Source organism: Acetobacter nitrogenifigens DSM 23921 = NBRC 105050 (assembly GCF_000429165.1).
GTDB classification, from domain to species: domain Bacteria; phylum Pseudomonadota; class Alphaproteobacteria; order Acetobacterales; family Acetobacteraceae; genus Acetobacter; species Acetobacter nitrogenifigens.
This window is the reverse complement of the sequence record NZ_AUBI01000010.1, coordinates 43,016-62,336: the sequence shown is the minus strand read 5'-3', so window position 1 is coordinate 62,336 and position 19,321 is coordinate 43,016. Positions and strand designations below refer to the sequence as shown.

The following is a 19,321-nucleotide window of genomic DNA, read 5'->3' as shown; positions in this document are numbered from 1 at the left end:
GCTCGCGCAAATCTGGCTCTCAGGGTCTACTGATGCGCGAGAACCTGATGATTTAGTAAAATGCGCAAATACTTCGTTCTTTCGCTAAGCAGTAATTTACCTGATCACGCGACAACGATATCAATAGGACCCGATAGCAGGTGACGCTCATGTCGCGCGGGACCGATATCGGCGAGGTAGAACTGATGCGGAATGCCGCTCTTGTTGGGTTTCTTCTTCTGTTGAGCGGTTGTTCCGGGTTCGGCGAATGGCTTTCAGACACAGCCACGCTGCCGGGCGCGAATCCAAATGCGCCCCATGGCGATTCCGAAACCATGCGCCGCGTACGTGGCTACAGCACGGCGGAGACGCCGATGCTCCCGCAAAACGGCAATATCTGGCCGGGTGCTCCTGAGCCTCTCCCGTCGCTTTCGGACGTGGCGTCTGAGCGTTCCAGCGTTCTGCCCGGCCATGATCTGCATGATGGCGGCGATATGGCCATCGGCGACGACGTCCCGGACGCCAGCGCCAGTTTCTCCGGCGCCGGATTGCCGAGCAGCGAGCCTGACGTGGCGGCCAAATACGGCGCTGGCAAGGCCTCTGGCTCCAACATTGAAATCCCGAATGGCGACGGCACGACCACCGTTATTCACCCCGACGGTTCGATCGCCACGTTGAAGAACGGCGAAGTCCACAAGGAGAAGGCTGGTGCTCCCGCCAAGGCTGCGGAATCGACGGCGACCCCGGCGAAGCAGCCATAAGAAGGACTGTCAGCCACAGTTGGCGACCCGAAGGCGATTGGCTAAGAGTGGCGCATGAGCGTCACCGTCCTATATTTTGCAGCATTGCGCGAACGGCTGGGTAAATCGTCCGAGACCGCGTCGCTGCATGACGCCACCACCGTGGGCGAATGGATCGCTGCGCAAGGCCGCGTTGATCCTGCGCTGGCAGATGCTTTCGCGGGCTCGGGTGCGATCCGTGTGGCGGTTAACAAGACGCTGGCCGATTTGCATGCTCCCCTGACTGACGGTGACGAGCTGGCTCTGTTTCCGCCAATGACGGGTGGTTAGGGCGGAATGGGCCGCGCCTGACGTTTCGGGAAGCACGCGATATGACTGTCACTCCGCAAACAAGTGAGATCGTTGTGCGTGTCCTCGTTCAGGAGGAGGCGTTCGATGTGGGCGCTGAAACTGCTCGCCTGCTTGCGGACAGCGACGAGGTGGGTGGCCTGGGTTCATTCCTCGGCGTGGTGCGGGGTGGGGGCGGCCTGACGGCGCTGTGTCTGGAGCATTATCCTGGGATGTCGGAGGCTGCGCTAAACGACTTGGCGGAGCAGGCTGTCGCGCGTTTCGATCTGGCGGGGTGCACGGTTATCCACCGTGTCGGGCGTCTTCCTGTCGGCGCGCCGATCGTGCTCGTATTGACCTCCGCCGCGCACCGGGCCGCAGCACTGGATGCGACACGCTTTCTGATCGACCGCCTCAAGACGGGCGCGCCGTTCTGGAAGCGGGAAGAGTTCTCCGACGGTAGTTCTGTCTGGGTAGAAAGCCGCGCCGAGGATGACGCGGCCGCCGCTGGGTGGTGAAGGTCTACCCGTCCTTCAGCACACGGCGTATGGCGTTCGCGAGAAAGTCGAGTTGCTGTTCGCTGATTGTGAATGCGGGCGTCAGGTAAACGATATTCCTGAACGGCCGGATCCACGCGCCTTCCGCCGCAAAACGCGTCCGCAAACTGGCCGGGTCGGCGATACGATCCATTTCCACGACGCCGATGGCGCCCATGACACGCACGTCGCGCACGCCAGGCAAGGTACGACAGGGTTCCAGCGCCGTGCTGAGTTGAGCCGCGATGGTCGCGACCTGCTCCAGACGCGGCTCCCGTTCAAACAGGTCGAGAGACGCGTTCGCGCATGCGCAGGCGAGCGGGTTCGCCATAAAGGTTGGCCCGTGCATCAGCGCCTTCTCAGGATCGTCCGAGAGAAACGCCTCGTAGACATGCCGCCGGGCAACCGTCGCGGCGAGGGCCATGGTTCCGCCGGTCAGCGCCTTGGACAGGGTGACGATATCGGGAACGATGTTCGCCTGCTGACAGGCGAACATCGTTCCCGTGCGGCCGAAGCCGGTGAATATTTCGTCCAGAATTAACAGCAGGCCATGCCGGTCTGCCGCGCTTCGCAAGAACGACAGTGTCGCCGGGTCATGAAACACCATGCCGCCCGCGCCCTGCACCAACGGCTCCACGACAATGGCGGTAAGAGTCGATGCCTGTGTCTGCAAGAAGTTTTCGAACGCTGCCCGGGTCGCATCGTCGCGGGGCAGGTCGATGACGGCCTGCTCCGGCATCACGCCGGAAAACAGATGGTGCATACCTTCTTCTGGATCGCAGATCGCCATCGTCGCCAGAGTGTCGCCATGATAGCCGCCCTTGAAGGCCAGCAGCCGTCGTCGCTCCGGCTCACCCCGGTTGATGCGATACTGGATCGCCATCTTCATCGCCACTTCGACCGCGACGGAGCCTGAGTCCGTGTAGAAGACCCGCTCAAGGTCACCCGGCAACATGGCGGCCAGCCGTGCGGCCAGACGTAGCGCGGGCTCGTGAACCATGCCGCCGAACATGACATGCGGCATCCGCGCAAGCTGTGCTTCGGCGCAGGCGCGGATATGGGGGTGGTTATATCCATGGCAGGCTGTCCACCATGCGGCGACGCCGTCGACGAGTTCCCTTCCGTCATGGAGCGTGATGACGCTGCCCTGGGTCGAGCGTGCGGGTAGGGGAGTTGGCGCAGTTTTCATCTGGGCGTAGGGGAGCCAGATGTGTGGAAGGCCGGTTTCATACCACTCCGATGACGGCACGGGTTTGTCTTCCTTTTGTTCTGGCTGTGGTCATGTGACCGCTCGGGTTGCGCCGCACAGGCGCGTCGAGACCCTCTAGCATCATTAGCCTGCGTTCCGGCAGTTCCTAAATTAGGGAGCGTGATTCGGCTTGAGTGCTCGAATTGGCGAACGAGGTGACCGAGGGGTGGTGCGCGGTTGGTTGTCAGGGGCTGAATGCGTGTGACGGTTGATGAGACCAGCGCCGTGGTGGCCTTCTCACTCCCTTTTTTGCATACTTAACGTCACGGCGGTGAGAGATGTCAGAATGGCATCCTGCTTAAAAATTGCGATACGGAATGTGATCGCTGCATGTGATCGGGCCATTCATCCATGTGGCTGGTATCCAGATACAGGAAGTGGATCAGTGCGTTGAGTATGGATCACGGTAAGGAAGAAAGGCTCTGACATTTACCAAGGTCTGTTAAGGGGTCGGATTATCCTAGACGTGTTTGAGACGCTTTTTTGAGGGCGATGCTCCGCTTGGATCGATGCGAGTGTCAGAAAAAAGACGTCCGTGTTGGATGGTCCTATTCGTGCGTCTTTTTTTATAAAAATCACCGTGTACAAAGTGCATTTTGTCAGAAATTTTGCGTTGCGCCGTTTGTTTTGTGGTGATGTTATTTAACGTGAAGTGTGAGAAACTTTGACAAAAATGTTGATGAGTTAAGAAAGGTATGGACTCGTCACCTGGCGTATGGTCATCTCGTCTAAGATGTAAGTGATAATAAATTTGATTCTACGTCCCATGTTTCATTGAAACTTCGGCAGTTTCTTCGGTGGATTTTCTAATGGCCGCCCAGGATTGATCGCGAGGAGTCGGTGTCCATGGCTGCGCACGCAGGGGAGCGTCATCATGTCTTTACTTGGAAAAATCGCTGTTATTACTGGTGGAGCGCAGGGTATTGGACGCGGTATCGCATTGCGTCTCGCGACAGATGGCGCCGATGTCGCGATCATCGACATGAAGGATGACAAGGCTGAGTCGGTTGCCGACGAAATTCGCGCCTTGGGTCGAAAAGCCACGACATTTCGGGCTGATGTCGGTGATCGGGCGCAGGTATATGCTGCAATCGAACATGCCGAGGCGGAACTCGGCGGGTTTGACGTGATGGTCAATAATGCTGGTGTCGCGCTTGTCGGTCCGGTCGCGGACGTACAACCTGAAGAGGCCGAACGGATTCTGCACATTAACATGCTTGGCGTGCTCTGGGGCATTCAGGCGGCTGCGGCCAAGTTCAAGGCGCGTAAACAGAAGGGCAAGATCATCAATGCGTCTTCGGTCGCCGGTCACGACGGATTTGCGATGTTGGGCGTTTACTCCGCGACGAAATTCGCAGTGCGTGGGCTGACGCAGGCGGCGGCGCGTGAATATGCGTCGGACGGGATTACAGTGACGGCGTATTGTCCTGGTATCGTGGGCACCGACATGTGGGTCGAGATCGACCGCCGCTTCGCCGAAGTTACCGGCGCTCCTCTGGGTTCCACCTACGAAAAATATGTTTCCGGAATTGCGCTTGGTCGATCCCAGACGCCGGACGACGTGGCCGCGCTGGTTTCATTTCTCGCCGGTCCGGACTCGGATTACATCACTGGTCAGGCGATCATTAGCGATGGCGGATTGGTTTATCGCTAGCGCGCGACGATAAGGGCCGATGGCATTGATTTTTGGAATATCAGGACGAAGGCTATATTCTCTTGATATTCCATTCCCGTTTTCAGTGCGCCAAATGTCTGGAGGGAATGAATCTCAACGGATCGCGTCGTCGTCGTCGCGTGTAGAGTCAAGGAAAATTCGCAAAAGGTTATTTTGCAAATATTTCCAGCGGTTGTGTCGCTTTATTCATCGCAGGATCGACGCATCCCCAAAGTAGATGCGTTGGCCCCCCCCTCTCCATAGCAAATATGGAGAGAGGGAGCTGTTCTCGTCAGTCGTTCTTTTCGAGGAAGGCGCTGATCGCCTTGTTGACGTCACTGACTTTTTCCATCTGTGGCATATGCCCGGTTTCGGACAGCACGCTGACGGCGACTTTGTCAGGCAGCGACTGCGCTGGTGCCGATGACAGGATCTCGTCATTCTCGCCCCAGATGACCTGCACAGGACCCGGGTAGTTTTCAAGGGTGGCGCGGAGATTGTCGGCCTGCTTTCCGTCGGGGAAGCAGGCGTCTGCGATAGTGCGCAACGCCCCTGTTGCGCCGTCCAGTCGTTTGAAGCGTATGATATTTTCGATCATACGGCGCGAGATCAGTGACTTGTCGTGAACAAGGAGCTGAAGGATCGGCTCAAGGGTTTTGCGTCGATCTTCCGAGATGAAGCCGTTGATGAACGTCATGTTCACGTCGGGACCAAGCCCGGCCGGGGCAATCAGAGACAGCGAGGCGACTTTCTCTGGAGCAAGCCGCGCCAGCTCCAGCGAGATCGCGCCGCCAAGAGAGTGGCCAATGACATGAACTTTGTCTGCGTCGAGAGTTTCCAGAAGCTTCGCGACGGTTCCGGCGAAACTGGAGGGCTTGCCTTCGCCGGCGCTCTTGCTGGACTCGCCGTGACCGGGAAGATCGAAGGCAATCACGCGGCGGTCATGGGAAAGGGCGCTCTGGTTCAGCATCCAGCTGGTCAGATCGCCGCCGAAACCGTGGATCAGAAGAACGGGGAGTTGCGAACCCTCGGCAGCGCCCACGTCCTTTACGCGAATGTCGAGGCCATCGACGGAAACGGTGGAGGGCTCTGCGTCGGCGGCGGAGGCTTCCGTGTCCGCAGAGGCGTTATTGGCCTGAAATTCGGCTATGAACGCGTCGATGGCGTCGTCAGCGACGCTGGCGTCCGCAACGACGCCGAGTAGCGCGCCGACCGGCAGCGTTTCGCCTGCCGCGACGACCTGACGCCGTAGAACGCCCGAGACCGGGCTCTCGTAGCCGTTCGTAATCTTGCTTGTCTCGATATCGGCCAGTTCCTGACCTGCGCTGACTGTCTCGCCGACCTGGATGAGCCAGTCGGCAAGTTTGCCTTCCGTCATGGCGAGGCCGAACTTGGGCATGGTGACGGGGGTAATGGCGCCGGACATGGATTAAACCTCCTCTTTCATCCGATAAGACATGACGGATTTCACGGCCGCTTCGATCTTGTCTGCGTTGGGCATGTATAGCGCTTCCAGCGTCGACGAGAACGGAACCGGGGTGTGCGGCGGCACGACGCGGCGGATCGGAGCTTTAAGGGCGTCGAAGGCCTCTTCCGCGACAAGGGCCGCCACATCTGTCGCCAGATTGCAGCGCGGGCTCGATTCATCGACGATCACAAGACGTCCCGTGTCGGCCACGCAATCGAGGATCGTCCCGGTGTCGAGCGGAGACGTCGTGCGCGGGTCGATAACTGTGCAGGAAATTCCGGATTTTTCCAGACGATCGGCTGCTTCGTTGGCGAAGTTCACCATGCGTCCGAACGCGACGATGGTCACGTCGTCGCCCTCGCGGGTCAGGTTCGCCTCACCGAAGGGGATGGTGTAAGAACCGTCCGGAACGTCTTCCTCGTCATCATACATGACCTTGTTTTCAAGGAAAATGACCGGATCGTCATCGCGGATCGCTTCGATCAGCAGGCCTTTCGCCTCATATGGAGACGACGGGATGACGACTTTCAGGCCCGGAATATGCGTGAACAGCGGGTAGAGCGCCTGACTGTGCTGGGCGGCCGCGTTGAAGCCTGCGCCGTACATGGCGCGGATAACCAGCGGCGTGCGGGCTTTTCCACCGAACATGTAACGGAATTTTGCAGCCTGATTCATGATCTGGTCGAGGCAGCAGCCGACGAAATCGACGAACATCAGCTCGGCAACCGGGCGCAATCCGGTGGCGGCGGCTCCTGCGGCGGCGCCGATATAGGACGCCTCGCTGATCGGTGTGTCGAAGACGCGATCTTCGCCGAATTCGGTCTGCAATCCCTTGGTGACGCCAAGCACGCCGCCCCATGCGTCGGTCACGCCGGACGTTCCGCCCCGACCGCCTGCGACGTCTTCGCCCATCAGGATGACGCGTGGATCGCGTCGCATTTCCAGCCGCAGCGCCTCGTTGATCGCCTGGCGAAAGCTTTTTTTGCTCATTGGTTCAGGTCTCCGTGTGCGTCTGCGGAATCAGTAGGCGACGTAAACGTCTTTAAGGAGATCCGCGTCTTCCGGCGTTGGAGCCGCCTTCGCGGAGACGACGGATTGTTCGACTTCCGCTTTTACGGCGGCGTCGATTTCGTCGAGCGCAGCGGCGTCCAGAAGTCCGGCTTCGGTCGTGCGCCTGCGGAAGTTGACCAGACAGTCGCGCTCGGCGCGTTCGCGTGCGACTTCTCCGTCGATGCGATAACTCATGGAATCGCCTTCGAAGTGCCCATACCAGCGGGAGAGGTGGACGTGGACCATAGCGGGGCCTTCGCCCGCGCGCGCGCGTTTGATCGCTTCCCCGGCAGTCTCGTAGACCGCGAAAAAGTCCGTGCCGTCACATTCGTAGTAAGGCATGCCGAAGCCTTCAGCACGGGCTTTCTGAGTTCCGGCGACGGCGTAGGATGCGCCGGTCGCTTCTCCATAACCGTTGTCCTCGACAACAAATATCGCAGGCAACTGCCAGACTGTGGCCAGGTTCAGGCTTTCCAGCGTCGAGCCCTCGTTGGATGCGCCGTCGCCGTAGAACGCGACGGCCACGCCGCCGTCCTTCAGCAGTTTGTGCGAGAGAGCCGCCCCGCAGATGAGCGGCGGCCCGCCGCCGACAATGCCATTTGCGCCAAGCATTCCCAGAGACAGGTCGGCGATGTGCATCGATCCGCCTTTGCCGCGACAGACGCCAGTGCTGCGTCCATAGATTTCGGCCATCATCCCATCCACGCCGACGCCTTTTGCGATGCAGTGGCCGTGTCCGCGATGGGTGCTGGCGATGGTGTCGGTGTCCGTCAGATTGGCGCAAACGCCGACGCCAGAGGCTTCTTCACCGCAATAAAGATGAACGAATCCCGGGATTTCGCCCGTGGCGAACTCGACATGCAGGCGTTCTTCAAAATCGCGGATCGTGCGCATGGATCGGTAGGAACGAAGGAGTATATCTCTGGCGATTTGCATTGATTGCGCCTTATTCATCAGAGGTTCGGTGGTCGATTGACCGCGTCGTCCGGCTGCGCCATGAATTCGTCACGAGCGCCAGCGTCAGGCGATGTGAACGACTTCAAAGCGGCGCGGTTAAGACGCCGGATAATCAATGTCACGCGCATGTGACCTATAGCGGCCCTAACTGTCGCGGATATGCGACACACATGGTTTGGGTCAGGAACGGACCGAAGCAATGCACGATGTGATCACGATCCCGGAGGAGCGCTTCGCAGGACTCAAGCCGCCGCTTCGGGCGTCCTGGAGCCGCTGCGCCGGAGATTATCGGATGGATCCGGCGCATCAGGTGGGGGCTGATCTTCTGTGTGGCGCCGAGTTGAGGCAGGCCTGCTCGCGGATGGGCGCCTTGATGAAGACCGCCGACCCGGAGCTTGACCGCCTGCATGGCATTGTCTCGACACTTGAGTACACGGTGCTGCTGTCGGACGCCGAGGGGGTCGTCGTTTCGCGACGGGGCGATGGTCCATTCGAAAAGGGGTGTCGCCGGTGGCATCTGTGGCCCGGCGCCCGTTGGGGCGAAGGCGAGGCAGGCACCAACGGCATCGGCACCTGTCTGGTCGAGGGCGCGCCGGTGACGGTGCATATGGAGCAGCACTGGCGACTGGGCTTGCGTTATCTTGCGTGCACGGCCGTTCCATTTTTTGGTCCGGACGGGCGTGTGGCCGGGGCGCTGGACGCGAGTTCGATCCGACCGGATCCAACCGGGCGAGTGGCGGTGATGATGGAGGCCGTGTTGATCGACGCGGCGCGGCGCATCGAACGCAGAAGCTTTATCGAGGCGTTCAGCTCGCACTCGATCGTGCTTCTGGGGGAGGGAGACGGAGTGTCCCTGCCGATGGTCGCGTTGGATGAAGCGAAGGTCGTGGTGGGCGCCACGCACGCCGCGCGCGTCAAACTGGGACTGGGCGATCGTCCTGGCGGCGATGTGTGTTTCGATCTGGGCGCCCGGGGTATGGGCGCGCCGGATTTCATGGAGGCTGAGCGGGCGGTGATCGAAGGCGCGCTGGCCATGGCGGGCGGGAAAGTAAGTCCGGCGGCGCGGCTTCTGGGCGTCAGTCGGTCCACATTGCACAGAAAAATAAAGGCGCTGCGTGAGCAGGCCTGACGGCCTGTGAACCCGTTTGAAAATGCGCGCAGGCGATGATCCGGCGCGCATTTTCTGTGCCTCGACGTTCGCGACCAGCAAAGCCGCTCCACTCTGATGCTCGAAAGCGCACGCTGGCTGCGGCTTGAGCCGGGCCGCTCCCGCTCGCTGGCGCATAGTTCCATATCGGTTCTGAGCACGCTTCCGCCGCTTGGGGAACGTCAAGGACCGCGCTACAAGCGACGCGGGCCGATCCGGTTCGGTCTGCGGGGCGCATTGCGTCGTCCGCCATTAATCCTCGGTGGAGCGCGGCCATGGCTGACGGACGTCTTGTTATAGGCACGAAGCGTTATTCGTCATGGTCCATGCGGGGGTGGCTATCCGTTCATCTGGCTGGTCTGGATGTCGTAGAAGAGCTCGTGGCGCTCGCCCAGCCTGACACCGCTGAGCGTCTTACTGCGCTGTCTCCCAGCGCCCGGGCGCCTTATCTGGAGCATCTTGGCGTCAGCGTGTGGGACAGCCTGGCGATCGCCGAATACTGCGCGGACATCGAGCCGTCTCTGTGGCCCGTCGATCCGGTGAAGCGCGGGTTCGCCCGGTCCATGTCTGCAGAAATGCACTCCGGTTTTCAGGCGCTGCGTGTGGCGATGCCGATGAATCTCGGCCGCGGGGGGCGAGGGCTGGCCAACGGAATTCCAGACGCGGTTAGAGCCGACATCGCGCGGATCGACGCGTTGTGGACGGAAGCTCGGGATCGCTTTGGCGGTGGAGGCCATTACCTGTTCGGGGCGGAGTTCGGCAATGCGGACGTAGCGTTCGCGCCGGTCGTCGCCCGGTTTCTGGGTTATGGCGCGCCCCTGTCGGCGACGGCGCAGCGCTATGCGGAGGCGGTGCGTGCGCATCCTCTCGTCGCACGCTGGTATGCCGAAGCCGAGGCGGAGCCGACGGAGTGGCTTGCCGAACGCTACGAATCTGCAGATTGACGGCGGCGGTCGGCGGCGCGCGTGTCTGGCGGTCTTGTCACGGTTCTTCCTCCACGTGAACGCTTTGCGCCGGGCGAAGCCGGGGCGGTGGCGCTGCTTGTGCGTAGCCTCGCAGAGCCCGGTGAGACTGTTGTTGGCGGCTCGACCACGGGACAGCCGTTTCAGGATGTCCGATTTTTAGCCGCCATTGATCGAGGGCCGTGGCGTTCCCGGTGGCCGCGTCGGCTGTCTCCGCCGTTCGGCGTCCGGTTTGGCCCGCTTCGATACGCCGCTTCAGTTGCGGCTGTTCTCGACACGTTACGGCCGACTGGCGTTGAAATTCATAACCGACCCGAAATCGCACTGGCCTTGCGACGCTGGTTTCCCGATATCCCGATGCGTCTTGTCCTGCATAACGATCCTTTGGGGATGCGGAAGGCGGGGTCTGCACGGGAAAGGGAGACGCTTGCGCGTCGGGTCGCCGTAGCGTGTGTTTCCGGCTGGCTCCGGGACCGTTATATTTCTAAAACATCTTTGTCGGCGTCTGATGTTGCAGTTTTGCCGAATTGCGTCGACCTCGGGGCTCTGCCGTCCTTGAGGGCGGAAACCGACCGCGAAAAGCTGATTTTGTTTGCTGGGCGCGTCGTGGCCGATAAAGGGGTGGATGCGTTCGTCGCAGCCTGCGCCGAGGCGCTGCCGAAACTTCCCGGCTGGCGGGCGGAGATTATCGGCGCCGATCGTTTTGGGCCGGATTCGCCTGAGACGCCGTTTCTGTCGGCCCTGCGTGTGCGGGCAGCTTCGGCGGGCGTCGCCATGGCGGGATATAAATCTCACGACGCGGTCTTGGAGGCGATGGCCTCCGCCGCGATAGTAGCCGCGCCAAGCCGTTGGTCGGAACCGTTCGGACTTGTGGCGCTGGAGGCGATGGCCTGTGGTGCTGCGCTGATCGCGTCGGATCGCGGAGCATTGCCGGAAGTCGTCGGAGAAGCTGGAATCTTGGTGGATCCGGATCGTCCAGACGTGTTGGGAGATGCAATTACACGTCTAGCCACAGATCGGGCTTTGCGGGCGGACGTCGCCGCGCGCGGCGTTGCGCGCGCGGCCAATTACGATCTTGCGCGAGCGCGAGCGCGTCGCGCAGCGTCTGAGATGAGATAACTGAAGGAGCGCCAGCGGCGAAATCCTGTGTCTGCGGGTTACTGCGCTTGGGTTGGAGGGTTGCTTGCAGGGTTTCGTTTGTGTGTATTTTTCAAATACATCATATAGGAACGCATTTTTTCTGATTTTGATGAGAAATTTCCGACGCCGCCGCAAAAATGAACGAGGCCGCAAATCGGAATTTCGTGAAAATTCGCCGATGGCCAGTTTTGTACAATGGATTTTAGGTATTTTTTATCATAATTCCCATTTTTTATGATCGCGTAATTGAAGGCGGATTGGTCATAGGCCCAGTGAGACAGGCCGTGCCTCTTGATGATATTCTTCGATATGATACCGATCATGCTAGAAACATCCATCATGTTTTCTTTGGATGAGTATCCGAAAAATCCAGAATTGATAGCGTCGATTTCGGTATCGCGGAGAAGTGCGTCATCCTTCTTGAAACTGGCGATGAACCACCCGCTGTTTTCTATAGTCGCTGCGTCATATCGGTCTTCCGTATTGACGAGTATATTTTCAGTTTTTATCAGATAATTTTCGAGACTTTTAAGGGAGTTATTGCACACGATGTCTGCATCTGAGTAAATGACCGGATTGTATAGACGCATTTTTTCAATTACTTCTTTTTCATATCTTTTGTATACGTGATCTATGAGGCCGGTAGATTCGACATTAATTATTTCTATGCGATTATGAGAAATGGTGTTTGGTATTTTTACGTTTTCTACATTTGTAAATATAACGTAGGAAAAATCTACTTCGGAGTAAAGAGAGTAAGATTCTATGGACGCAAATACCGAAGTGAGAATTTCTTTTGATGAAAGAGCACAAAAATAGACGGCTGGATTTCTGAAAGCAATTTTTCTTATGCAGGCGAATTTATCGGCGATGTAAATATTCTTGTTTTTGACCGATATATCTAGATTATATTCCATGGGAAAATTATTAATCCCATCCTGGATTGCAAAAGATTTCAGTTCTATGCTTCCCTTGTCGATAATCTGTCCATTGTCGGTGTAATGTAATCCATGAAGAGATATGGAGCGAAGAAACAAAAACATATCTTCTGTTATCGGAAGAAATTTTTCCCATTTTTCACGAAGTTTCGTGAGAAGCAGTTGACCGTCCTCGTTTGACGACAAAAATATTTTTTTTGAGGAGTAATAGAAGAATGCGTTATCCATTTCGATATAAGACGATGCCTTGTTTGACGCCAACGCGTGAAAAACGCCATCGACTTCATTCACGCAGATATCGACGCCAGCATATGTGAGGCGTAAATTGTCGCTATCGAACATGACGCAGTCATTTTTGCTGATATCGACAATTTCGCAGAAATGGAGTGCGTTATTTTTGTTTGAAAGTATTTTCCCGTGAAAATCCATAATATATTTTAGATCGCGCCGTGACGTGACGCCAGCGGCGATGGACGGATTGTGTGTTGCTGTAAAGTAGGGCGAAGGCGTGATCATAAGATAATCCGGGTCGCGCGTGAGGTGGGACGATTACCAGAGCGTCAATGGTGCAAAGAGGTGGAAAATAAGTGAAAATGAGTTGGAGAGCAACCATCGTCAATCGTCTTTCTGTGTTTAAAATGCTGAAAGCTCCGCGGGCGGTTGTTGGTTTGTGGTAAATTCATTGAAATAATCACAATGAATATTTATGAAATTGACTAATTTATTGCGCATATAATAGACGATATATCTATTTGATAACTGCATGCGCGGTTCAAGCGTCGTCATGAGTTGTCCTGCCGACGTCTGATGCTCATACCTGCGTGATCTAACGATATCAACTTGAAGCCTTCTACCACCCTTACAACACTATGGAAGGTTGGAGGCCCAAAGGCGGACGCAGCAACTGCTGGCGAATTATACGGCAAACGACCCGAGCCAGAGCGGATGAACCGTCGCGAGGGTGTCGTTGCCTGGCCCGCGGATTTCGTCAGGCCAACCGTTCGTAAACCCGGTCCGTTCGGCGAGCATCCCTCAGGCTGGAGCTCGGGCATGACGATTGTGGTGGAACTTTTCGCCTTCTCGCCGCATGAACCATGCGACAGGCCCCGATGCGGTCTGCAACGGCATCACAGGGTGACGGCATGCGTCTGGACGACGAACGTGAGAGCAACAACATCGACGATATCCGTGGAAGCGGCGGAGGCGGCGTGCGTGGGCGGACGCCGATCCGGATTGGCGGCATAGGCGGGGTGTTGCTGGTTCTCGGGGCGATGTATTTCGGCGTCGATCCGCGGATCGTCCTCAATCTGCTCGATCAGGGATCGGGCGGCGCTCCATCGGTGGTCGCGCAGCAGCAGGCTTCATCGTCGTCGCCGACGGCTCCGGCCAGCGATCCGCAGAAACAATTCCTCTCCCGCGTTCTGGCGTCCACGGAGGACGTGTGGACAGCCTATTTCCAGCAGATGGGGAAAACCTATCACGATCCGCGCCTGGTGCTGTTCTCCGGCGGCGTCCGCTCTGCCTGCGGCTACGCGGAAACCTCCGTCGGGCCATTTTATTGTCCGGCGGACCAGAAAGTGTATCTGGATCTGACCTTCTTCCGTGAGCTCAAGGACAGGTTGGGAGCCGGGGGCGACTTCGCGCAGGCGTATGTCGTCGCGCATGAGATCGGCCACCATGTCCAGAACGAACTGGGCATCATGGAGCAGGTGAATCGCAGCGGGGCAGCGGCGAAAGGCGCGACGGGGACTTCGGTCCGCACGGAGCTGCAGGCGGATTGTTTCGCAGGAGTCTGGGCGCGTCGTGCAGATGACGCCAAACGCATCCTGCAAACCGGCGACGTGGAGGAAGGACTCAACGCCGCAGCAGCCGTTGGCGACGATCGGCTGGAGCGGCAGGCTCAAGGCTACGTAGTGCCTGACAGCTTCACGCACGGCACGTCCGCACAAAGAGCGAGCTGGTTTCGACGTGGCCTCAGCTCTGGCGATGTCCGCCAATGCGACACCTTCAGCGCGTCCACCCTGTAGCCAGCAGCGTCGTGCGGGCAGGGTTGGACGAAAGGCGCTTCGGTCCTCTATAAGCGCTACCCCTTCCCGCCGGGCCGCAAGCCCGGCCTTTTCCTAGAAATGGACCGGGTTTCATGTCTTGCACCGTGGGCGCGCAGCCCCCGTCATCAACGACGCTGCCTTCACCCATGTCCGGCGGCGCGTCGCAAATGCGCACCTTCGCCCTCGCGTCGTTGGGCGGCGCACTGGAGTTCTATGATTTCGTCATCTTCGCCTTTTTGGCGAAGGTGATCGCTGCGCACTTCTTTCCCGCAAGTCAGGCCGAATGGCTGCGTCAAACCGAGACCTTCGGGTTGTTCGGCGCAGGGTACCTGGCGCGACCGCTGGGCGGCCTGATCATGGCGCATTTCGGTGATATTTCGGGCCGCAAAAAAGTCTTTACATTCAGCGTTCTGCTCATGGCGCTGCCGACGCTGGCGATCGGCCTGCTGCCCGGATACGACGTGCTGGGCGTCGGCGCGCCGTTGCTGCTGTTGTTGCTGCGCATGGCGCAGGGGGCTGCAATCGGCGGGGAGGCGCCGGGGGGCTGGGTGTTCGTCTCCGAACACGCGCGACCGGGGCGGGCCGGTCTTGGAATCGGCCTGCTGACTGGCGGACTGACGGGCGGCATCTTCCTTGGTTCGGCGTTGATTCTTGCGCTGCACGGCGTGATGTCCGACGCGCAGATCGCCGCGTGGGGTTGGCGTATTCCGTTTGTCGTCGGCGGTATTTTCGGCGTGGGGTCGATGATTCTGCGTCGTTGGCTCGACGAAACGCCGGTGTTTCGCGAGATGCATGCGCGTGCGGAGACCGCCGAAACGCTGCCCGTAGCGATCCTGCTGCGCCAGCATCGCCGCGCCATCCTGTGCTCAATGGCGACGACCTGGACCCTGACCGCGGCCATCGTGGTGCTCGTCCTGATGATGCCGCCGCTGATGCAAACGCTTCATCACGCGCCAGCGCAAACAACGATGACCGCCAGCCTTGTCGCCACGATCACGCTAACCCTCAGCGTGATCATCGCCGGAGCGTTGTCGGACGTGCTGCCTCTGCGGTTGTTGGCGGCGATCTATGGGGCGTTGCTGGTTCTTGGCGCCTTTGGGTTATACGCCATAGCGCCGTCGCATCTGGCATCGCTTGTCGCTTGGGCGGCGCTTAGCGGGTTTTGTTCCGGCTTTGTCGGGCTGGTGCCGGTGGGCATGTTGCGTGCGTTCCCGGCGGCGGTGCGCTTCTCCGGCCTGTCGCTTTCCTACAATGTCTCATACGCGATCTTTGGCGGCCTGACGCCCGCCGCGATTTCCGCGTTGACGCCGCAAACGCCGCTCGCGCCTGCGGCGTATGTCGCGCTGACAGCCGCGTTCGGCGCCTGCGCCTTGTTGTTTTCGCCTGACCGGGGCTGATCTGGTTCGTGAATCTTGTCGGGAGCGGCGATTTTCAAGGGCCCGTCCGCCCAGCGGGAAGCTGGTCGGCGGGTGAACAGCCGCATTGCCCGGGGAGTCGTGGCGTGGTTGCATGCGCCACCTGAAATACCTGCGTAAGGATCGCTTGTGCACAAGAGAGCACTCTTCCTTCTGACTTCGGCAGCCCTTCTGGCGCCCTTCTCAAACTCTTTCGCCTCCGACGGACCGCAGCCGCTACCCCTCCCGGCCAAGCCGCCCGTCGCACAGGACACGCCCTATCCCGGAACCATCGACCTGCATGTCGTGGCGACCGATCTCGACCGGCACATTCTTTCGGTGTCCGAACATGTCCCTGTTCCGGCGGCGCTTTCCGCCAAGGGCGGCGACATGGTCCTGCTCTACCCCTCCTGGCTGCCGGGCAATCACTCGCCGACCGGCCCGATCACGCAGTTGGGCGGTCTGGTGGTTAAAGTGAGCGCCAAAACGGCGACCTGGACGCGCGATACGGTGGACGTCAACGCCTTTCACATCGCAGTCCCCGCAGGCGCGCAAGCTCTGGACGTTTCTTTTCAGACGCTCAGCCCGATCACGCCCGAAATAGGGCGTGTCGTGATGACGCCGGCCATCGTCAACGTGCAGTGGAACCAGACCGCCCTTTACCCGGCCGGGTACTACACGCGCGACATTCCGTTCCGCACGAGCCTGACGCTTCCACACGGCTGGGGCTACGGCACGGCCCTGCGTCCGGACGCCGCCCGCAAGGGGACGCAGGCCGCCGGGGGAGACGAGGTCACGTTCGGCGTCGTTCCGTTCAATACGCTGGTCGATTCACCGCTTTTCGCGGGACGGTATTTCCGTCGCATAGAGCTGACCAAAACCGGCGACGCCCCCGTCTCGCTCGATCTGGTGGCTGATCGGCCGGAATACCTTGCCGCGACGGACGAGCAGATCGCAGTTCACCGCGCGCTGGTCGAGCAGGCGCAGATGCTTTTTGGCTCGCATCATTACGACCACTACGATTTTCTGCTCGCGTTGACGAACGAGCTTGGGCGGATCGGTCTGGAGCATCACCAGTCCAGCGAGAACAGCGGCCCCACCGGCTATTTCTCCAAATGGGACAAGACCTTCCCGGCGCGCGATCTTCTTGCGCACGAATACACCCATAGCTGGAACGGAAAATTCCGCCGCCCCGCCGATCTGTGGGCGCCGGACTTCAACACGCCGCAACGCGGCTCCCTGCTGTGGGTCTATGAAGGCCAGACCCAATACTGGGGATACGTGCTGGCCGCGCGCGCCGGGTTGATGACCGCCGATCAGGCGAAAGACGCGATCGCCATGGTCGCCGCCACGTACGACACGCGCGCCGGGCGCACATGGCGTCCTTTGCAGGACACCACCAATGATCCGGTCATCGCCCAGCGCGCCGCCCTGTCGTGGCGGAGCTGGCAGCGTAGCGAGGATTACTATTCCGAAGGGCAGCTTGTCTGGCTCGACGCCGACACGCTGATCCGCTCGCTCTCGGGCGGCAAACGCTCGCTCGACGATTTCGCCCGCGCGTTCTTCGGCGTCGATAACGGCAGCGTCGTCACCCGGACCTACAGGTTCGAAGACGTGGTCGCGGCTCTTAACGGCGTTCAGCCTTATGACTGGGCCACGTTCCTGCGGCAGAGGCTGGACGCCGTCAGCGCCCACGCGCCGCTCGACGGACTTGCGCGCGGCGGCTACGCGCTGTCTTACACGGACGAGCCGACGCCTTACATCAAGGCCTATGAGGCGATACGGAAAATGCGCCTGTTCGACTTTTCCATAGGCTTCTCGATCAATAGCAAAGGCATGCTGACGAACGTTCTGTGGGGCGGCCCGTCGTGGAAGGTGGGGATCGCCGCCGGGGAGAGCATCGTCGCGGTGAACCGGCAGGCGTATGACGCCGACGACCTTTCCGACGCCATTGAGCAGGCGAAAGACGGGAAAGCGCCAATCTCGCTGCTCGTTCGTTCGGGCGACAGGTTCCGCACAGTCTCCATCGATTACCACGGCGGCTTGCGGTATCCGCACCTCGTCCGACTCGAAGGTAAGGACGATGTGCTCGGGACGATTCTCGCCGCGCGAAAGTAACGCGGAACCGGCCCTGCTCCTCGTTTCATGACGGTCTGATGGTTGGGATGCGGGGCCGGGGAGGAAAATGACGCGCGGCGGCTTGCGTCGCGCGTCTCAACTGGCTAAACAGCGCCTCACCGAGACCGGGTGCGTAGCTCAGCGGTAGAGCATCGCCTTCACACGGCGGGGGTCACAGGTTCAATCCCTGTCGCACCCACCACGGTTTCCCTCAGAAAATAGCTGGTTAGTGCGGGTTCGCTGTTTGTCAGTCCGGATTTTCGGTTAATTCTGGCGTTGGTTTGTCCGGTTTTATCCAGCGCCAGTTTACATGAATCTGCGTAGTGTTTTGCGCGCTGGCATTGCTTGTGATTCGCGAAATTCTTTGCGGGCTGCTGCGACGCAGGATGGACAATGCAACTCGTGACAGGCGAGATTAAGTCCGATGAGTCTCTTGTCTTACCATTCGATCGTGATGAGCTCGGATTTCGTCGACTTTACATTTTTCAGCTTGTGGACGCCCGGCTTTATCCACCGCACTTCACCTGCTTGCATGGCTATCTTCTCAGGCTTGCCGACGCGCCAGTTCTCCTCTTCTCCCGAACTGGTGATATCTGTGATGGCGAGATTATTCAGGGCGATCAGAAGGGTGGTGTTGCGATCACTCGCATCCGCCATGACGCCCCCCGGATCAATCGTGACAGGCGTGATAGTGAGAGGCTGCTTCTCGGTCTGGACGGAGATGATGATCAGCCCCGGTCTGCTGCTGCCTTCCGGCGAAAACAGGATATCGTCGCCGGGTTTCGCTTCACCGTAATCGCCCCTCGAGATAGTTTTGCCGCCTTTTCCGGTCATGCCGCCAGTTAGCGCGATCCACACGGCTCCATATTGGTTCGTCGGACGCAAATGATAAGGCACACTCACAACCTCAATTGAGGCATCATGGACAGGCGCCGACGAAACGGCTTGCTGAGCGCGTGCGATGGCCGGAAAGGATGCTGTCGACATACTTAGGAAAAGTGTGAAGGATACTCTGAACACGGCTATTGCTTTCTACGGTTATTTTTGACCGTTATAGTCGTTAGGGGATCTTTGGCCATTGTTTCGATGATGGATTTCATGGCGTCTTCTGTCGTCCTGATACATCCTTCTGTCACGTGATCGGGGCCAATGCCCCGTTTGGCCGACCTGTCAGGTATGGTCGCCCTTCCTGCGTGAACGCCAACCCCCGTATGTCCGCCAAAAGGCATCATCCGAATGATGCCGTATGATCCATACTCGCCGTTGATGGTGTCTGCGCCAGATTGGGAGTGACGATGCGGCGCTGTCCGGTCCTGAAGCTGTAGAATCCCATTGGGGACAAAATGTAGCGTGGCATGGCTGTCCGTGCGATTGTTCGCTCGCCAGAATCCAACTGTGACGCCATCGTTATTGTTTAAAGTAATGGTTTAATGATTTCCGTCGAATGTTAAAGTTGACATTGAGAGTCCCTGCTTAATTTTGTGCAATGTAAATAAATTCTTAGAATCATAACGCATGAAACGTCAAAACAGAAAGAGGCGTATCGAATGATTTTTCGCCAGTGTCGGGCGCGGCGCCAGCGAAAGGTCAGCCCTCGCCGCGTGTCGGCTGACG

At 59.0% G+C, this 19,321-nt stretch carries 16 protein-coding genes and 1 tRNA gene; 11 read left to right on the top strand and 6 right to left on the bottom strand.

The genetic code is table 11. From position 1 onward, the window contains the following. Positions 1–149 precede the first annotated feature (149 nt). The 3 genes from G442_RS22125 to G442_RS0112170 all read left to right on the top strand — a co-directional run bounded on the left by G442_RS22125 (position 150) and on the right by G442_RS0112170 (position 1,564). A complete protein-coding gene (locus G442_RS22125; RefSeq protein WP_246789434.1) occupies positions 150–740 on the top strand; it encodes a hypothetical protein in 591 nt (196 codons plus the stop codon). A 54-nt stretch (positions 741–794) separates the two neighbouring features. Next, a complete protein-coding gene (gene moaD / locus G442_RS0112175) occupies positions 795–1,049 on the top strand; it encodes a molybdopterin converting factor subunit 1 (protein WP_026398217.1) in 255 nt (84 codons plus the stop codon). Positions 1,050–1,117: 68 nt separating this feature from the next. Continuing rightward, positions 1,118–1,564 carry a molybdenum cofactor biosynthesis protein MoaE gene (locus G442_RS0112170; protein ID WP_026398216.1) on the top strand — a complete coding sequence of 149 codons (447 nt, stop codon included), beginning with the start codon at positions 1,118–1,120 and terminating at the stop codon, positions 1,562–1,564. Positions 1,565–1,568: 4 nt separating this feature from the next. On the opposite strand, the gene G442_RS0112165 is transcribed toward G442_RS0112170, so the two are convergent. Next, a complete protein-coding gene (locus tag G442_RS0112165; RefSeq protein WP_026398215.1) occupies positions 1,569–2,831 on the bottom strand; it encodes an adenosylmethionine--8-amino-7-oxononanoate transaminase in 1,263 nt (420 codons plus the stop codon). Between the two features lie 874 nt (positions 2,832–3,705). Here G442_RS0112165 and G442_RS0112160 point away from each other — a divergent pair. Then, entirely contained in the window at positions 3,706–4,485 is a 780-nt protein-coding gene (locus G442_RS0112160) for an acetoin reductase (protein WP_026398214.1), read from the top strand. Positions 4,486–4,777: 292 nt separating this feature from the next. Here G442_RS0112160 and G442_RS0112150 read toward each other — a convergent pair whose 3' ends face one another. Genes G442_RS0112150 through G442_RS0112140 form a run of 3 tightly spaced genes read right to left on the bottom strand, consistent with a single transcriptional unit; the run spans position 4,778 to position 7,939 of the window. Further along, entirely contained in the window at positions 4,778–5,911 is a 1,134-nt protein-coding gene (locus G442_RS0112150; RefSeq protein WP_026398213.1) for an acetoin dehydrogenase dihydrolipoyllysine-residue acetyltransferase subunit, read from the bottom strand. Positions 5,912–5,914: 3 nt separating this feature from the next. Further along, positions 5,915–6,943: an alpha-ketoacid dehydrogenase subunit beta gene (locus G442_RS0112145; RefSeq protein ID WP_026398212.1), complete on the bottom strand. Its 1,029-nt coding sequence runs from the start codon at positions 6,941–6,943 to the stop codon at positions 5,915–5,917. A 30-nt stretch (positions 6,944–6,973) separates the two neighbouring features. Further along, positions 6,974–7,939: a thiamine pyrophosphate-dependent dehydrogenase E1 component subunit alpha gene (locus G442_RS0112140; protein ID WP_026398211.1), complete on the bottom strand. Its 966-nt coding sequence runs from the start codon at positions 7,937–7,939 to the stop codon at positions 6,974–6,976. Positions 7,940–8,159: 220 nt separating this feature from the next. On the opposite strand from G442_RS0112140, the gene G442_RS0112130 reads away from it, so the two are divergent. The 3 genes from G442_RS0112130 to G442_RS22120 all read left to right on the top strand — a co-directional run bounded on the left by G442_RS0112130 (position 8,160) and on the right by G442_RS22120 (position 11,188). Continuing rightward, positions 8,160–9,089: a helix-turn-helix domain-containing protein gene (locus G442_RS0112130; protein ID WP_035376578.1), complete on the top strand. Its 930-nt coding sequence runs from the start codon at positions 8,160–8,162 to the stop codon at positions 9,087–9,089. Positions 9,090–9,382: 293 nt separating this feature from the next. Further along, a complete protein-coding gene (locus tag G442_RS0112125) occupies positions 9,383–10,051 on the top strand; it encodes a glutathione S-transferase family protein (protein WP_026398209.1) in 669 nt (222 codons plus the stop codon). A gap of 21 nt (positions 10,052–10,072) precedes the next feature. Further along, on the top strand, positions 10,073–11,188 hold the full coding sequence (locus G442_RS22120) for a glycosyltransferase family 4 protein (RefSeq protein WP_035376577.1): 1,116 nt from the start codon (positions 10,073–10,075) through the stop codon (positions 11,186–11,188). A gap of 38 nt (positions 11,189–11,226) precedes the next feature. Here the strand turns inward: G442_RS22120 and G442_RS0112115 are convergent, their stop codons facing one another. Next, on the bottom strand, positions 11,227–12,663 hold the full coding sequence (locus tag G442_RS0112115; protein ID WP_026398208.1) for a hypothetical protein: 1,437 nt from the start codon (positions 12,661–12,663) through the stop codon (positions 11,227–11,229). A gap of 626 nt (positions 12,664–13,289) precedes the next feature. On the opposite strand from G442_RS0112115, the gene ypfJ reads away from it, so the two are divergent. The 4 genes from ypfJ (at position 13,290) to G442_RS0112090 (ending at position 17,909) form a co-directional block, all read left to right on the top strand. Further along, the gene (gene ypfJ, locus G442_RS0112105; protein WP_026398207.1) at positions 13,290–14,174 is read left to right on the top strand and encodes a KPN_02809 family neutral zinc metallopeptidase; all 885 of its coding nucleotides are present in this window, start codon (positions 13,290–13,292) and stop codon (positions 14,172–14,174) included. Positions 14,175–14,341: 167 nt separating this feature from the next. Then, the gene (locus G442_RS0112100) at positions 14,342–15,592 is read left to right on the top strand and encodes an MFS transporter (protein ID WP_035376576.1); all 1,251 of its coding nucleotides are present in this window, start codon (positions 14,342–14,344) and stop codon (positions 15,590–15,592) included. Between the two features lie 147 nt (positions 15,593–15,739). Beyond that, positions 15,740–17,707, top strand: coding sequence for a M61 family metallopeptidase (locus G442_RS0112095; RefSeq protein WP_035376575.1), 1,968 nt, complete (start codon positions 15,740–15,742; stop codon positions 17,705–17,707). Positions 17,708–17,834: 127 nt separating this feature from the next. After that, positions 17,835–17,909: transfer RNA gene (locus G442_RS0112090), tRNA-Val, on the top strand. Between the two features lie 236 nt (positions 17,910–18,145). On the opposite strand, the gene G442_RS0112085 is transcribed toward G442_RS0112090, so the two are convergent. After that, on the bottom strand, positions 18,146–18,604 hold the full coding sequence (locus tag G442_RS0112085) for a hypothetical protein (RefSeq protein ID WP_146882442.1): 459 nt from the start codon (positions 18,602–18,604) through the stop codon (positions 18,146–18,148). Positions 18,605–19,321 lie beyond the last annotated feature (717 nt).

Bases quoted from the DNA above. Each gene is read 5' to 3' on its own strand.
- G442_RS22125 (WP_246789434.1), top strand. From the start codon at position 150: ATGTCGCGCGGGACCGATATCGGCGAGGTAGAACTGATGCGGAATGCC.
- moaD (WP_026398217.1), top strand. From the start codon at position 795: ATGAGCGTCACCGTCCTATATTTTGCAGCATTGCGCGAACGGCTGGGT.
- G442_RS0112160 (WP_026398214.1), top strand. From the start codon at position 3,706: ATGTCTTTACTTGGAAAAATCGCTGTTATTACTGGTGGAGCGCAGGGT.
- G442_RS0112150 (WP_026398213.1), bottom strand. From the start codon at position 5,911: ATGTCCGGCGCCATTACCCCCGTCACCATGCCCAAGTTCGGCCTCGCC.
- G442_RS0112145 (WP_026398212.1), bottom strand. From the start codon at position 6,943: ATGAGCAAAAAAAGCTTTCGCCAGGCGATCAACGAGGCGCTGCGGCTG.
- G442_RS0112140 (WP_026398211.1), bottom strand. From the start codon at position 7,939: ATGCAAATCGCCAGAGATATACTCCTTCGTTCCTACCGATCCATGCGC.
- G442_RS0112130 (WP_035376578.1), top strand. From the start codon at position 8,160: ATGCACGATGTGATCACGATCCCGGAGGAGCGCTTCGCAGGACTCAAG.
- G442_RS0112125 (WP_026398209.1), top strand. From the start codon at position 9,383: ATGGCTGACGGACGTCTTGTTATAGGCACGAAGCGTTATTCGTCATGG.
- G442_RS0112115 (WP_026398208.1), bottom strand. From the start codon at position 12,663: ATGATCACGCCTTCGCCCTACTTTACAGCAACACACAATCCGTCCATC.
- ypfJ (WP_026398207.1), top strand. From the start codon at position 13,290: ATGCGTCTGGACGACGAACGTGAGAGCAACAACATCGACGATATCCGT.
- G442_RS0112100 (WP_035376576.1), top strand. From the start codon at position 14,342: ATGTCCGGCGGCGCGTCGCAAATGCGCACCTTCGCCCTCGCGTCGTTG.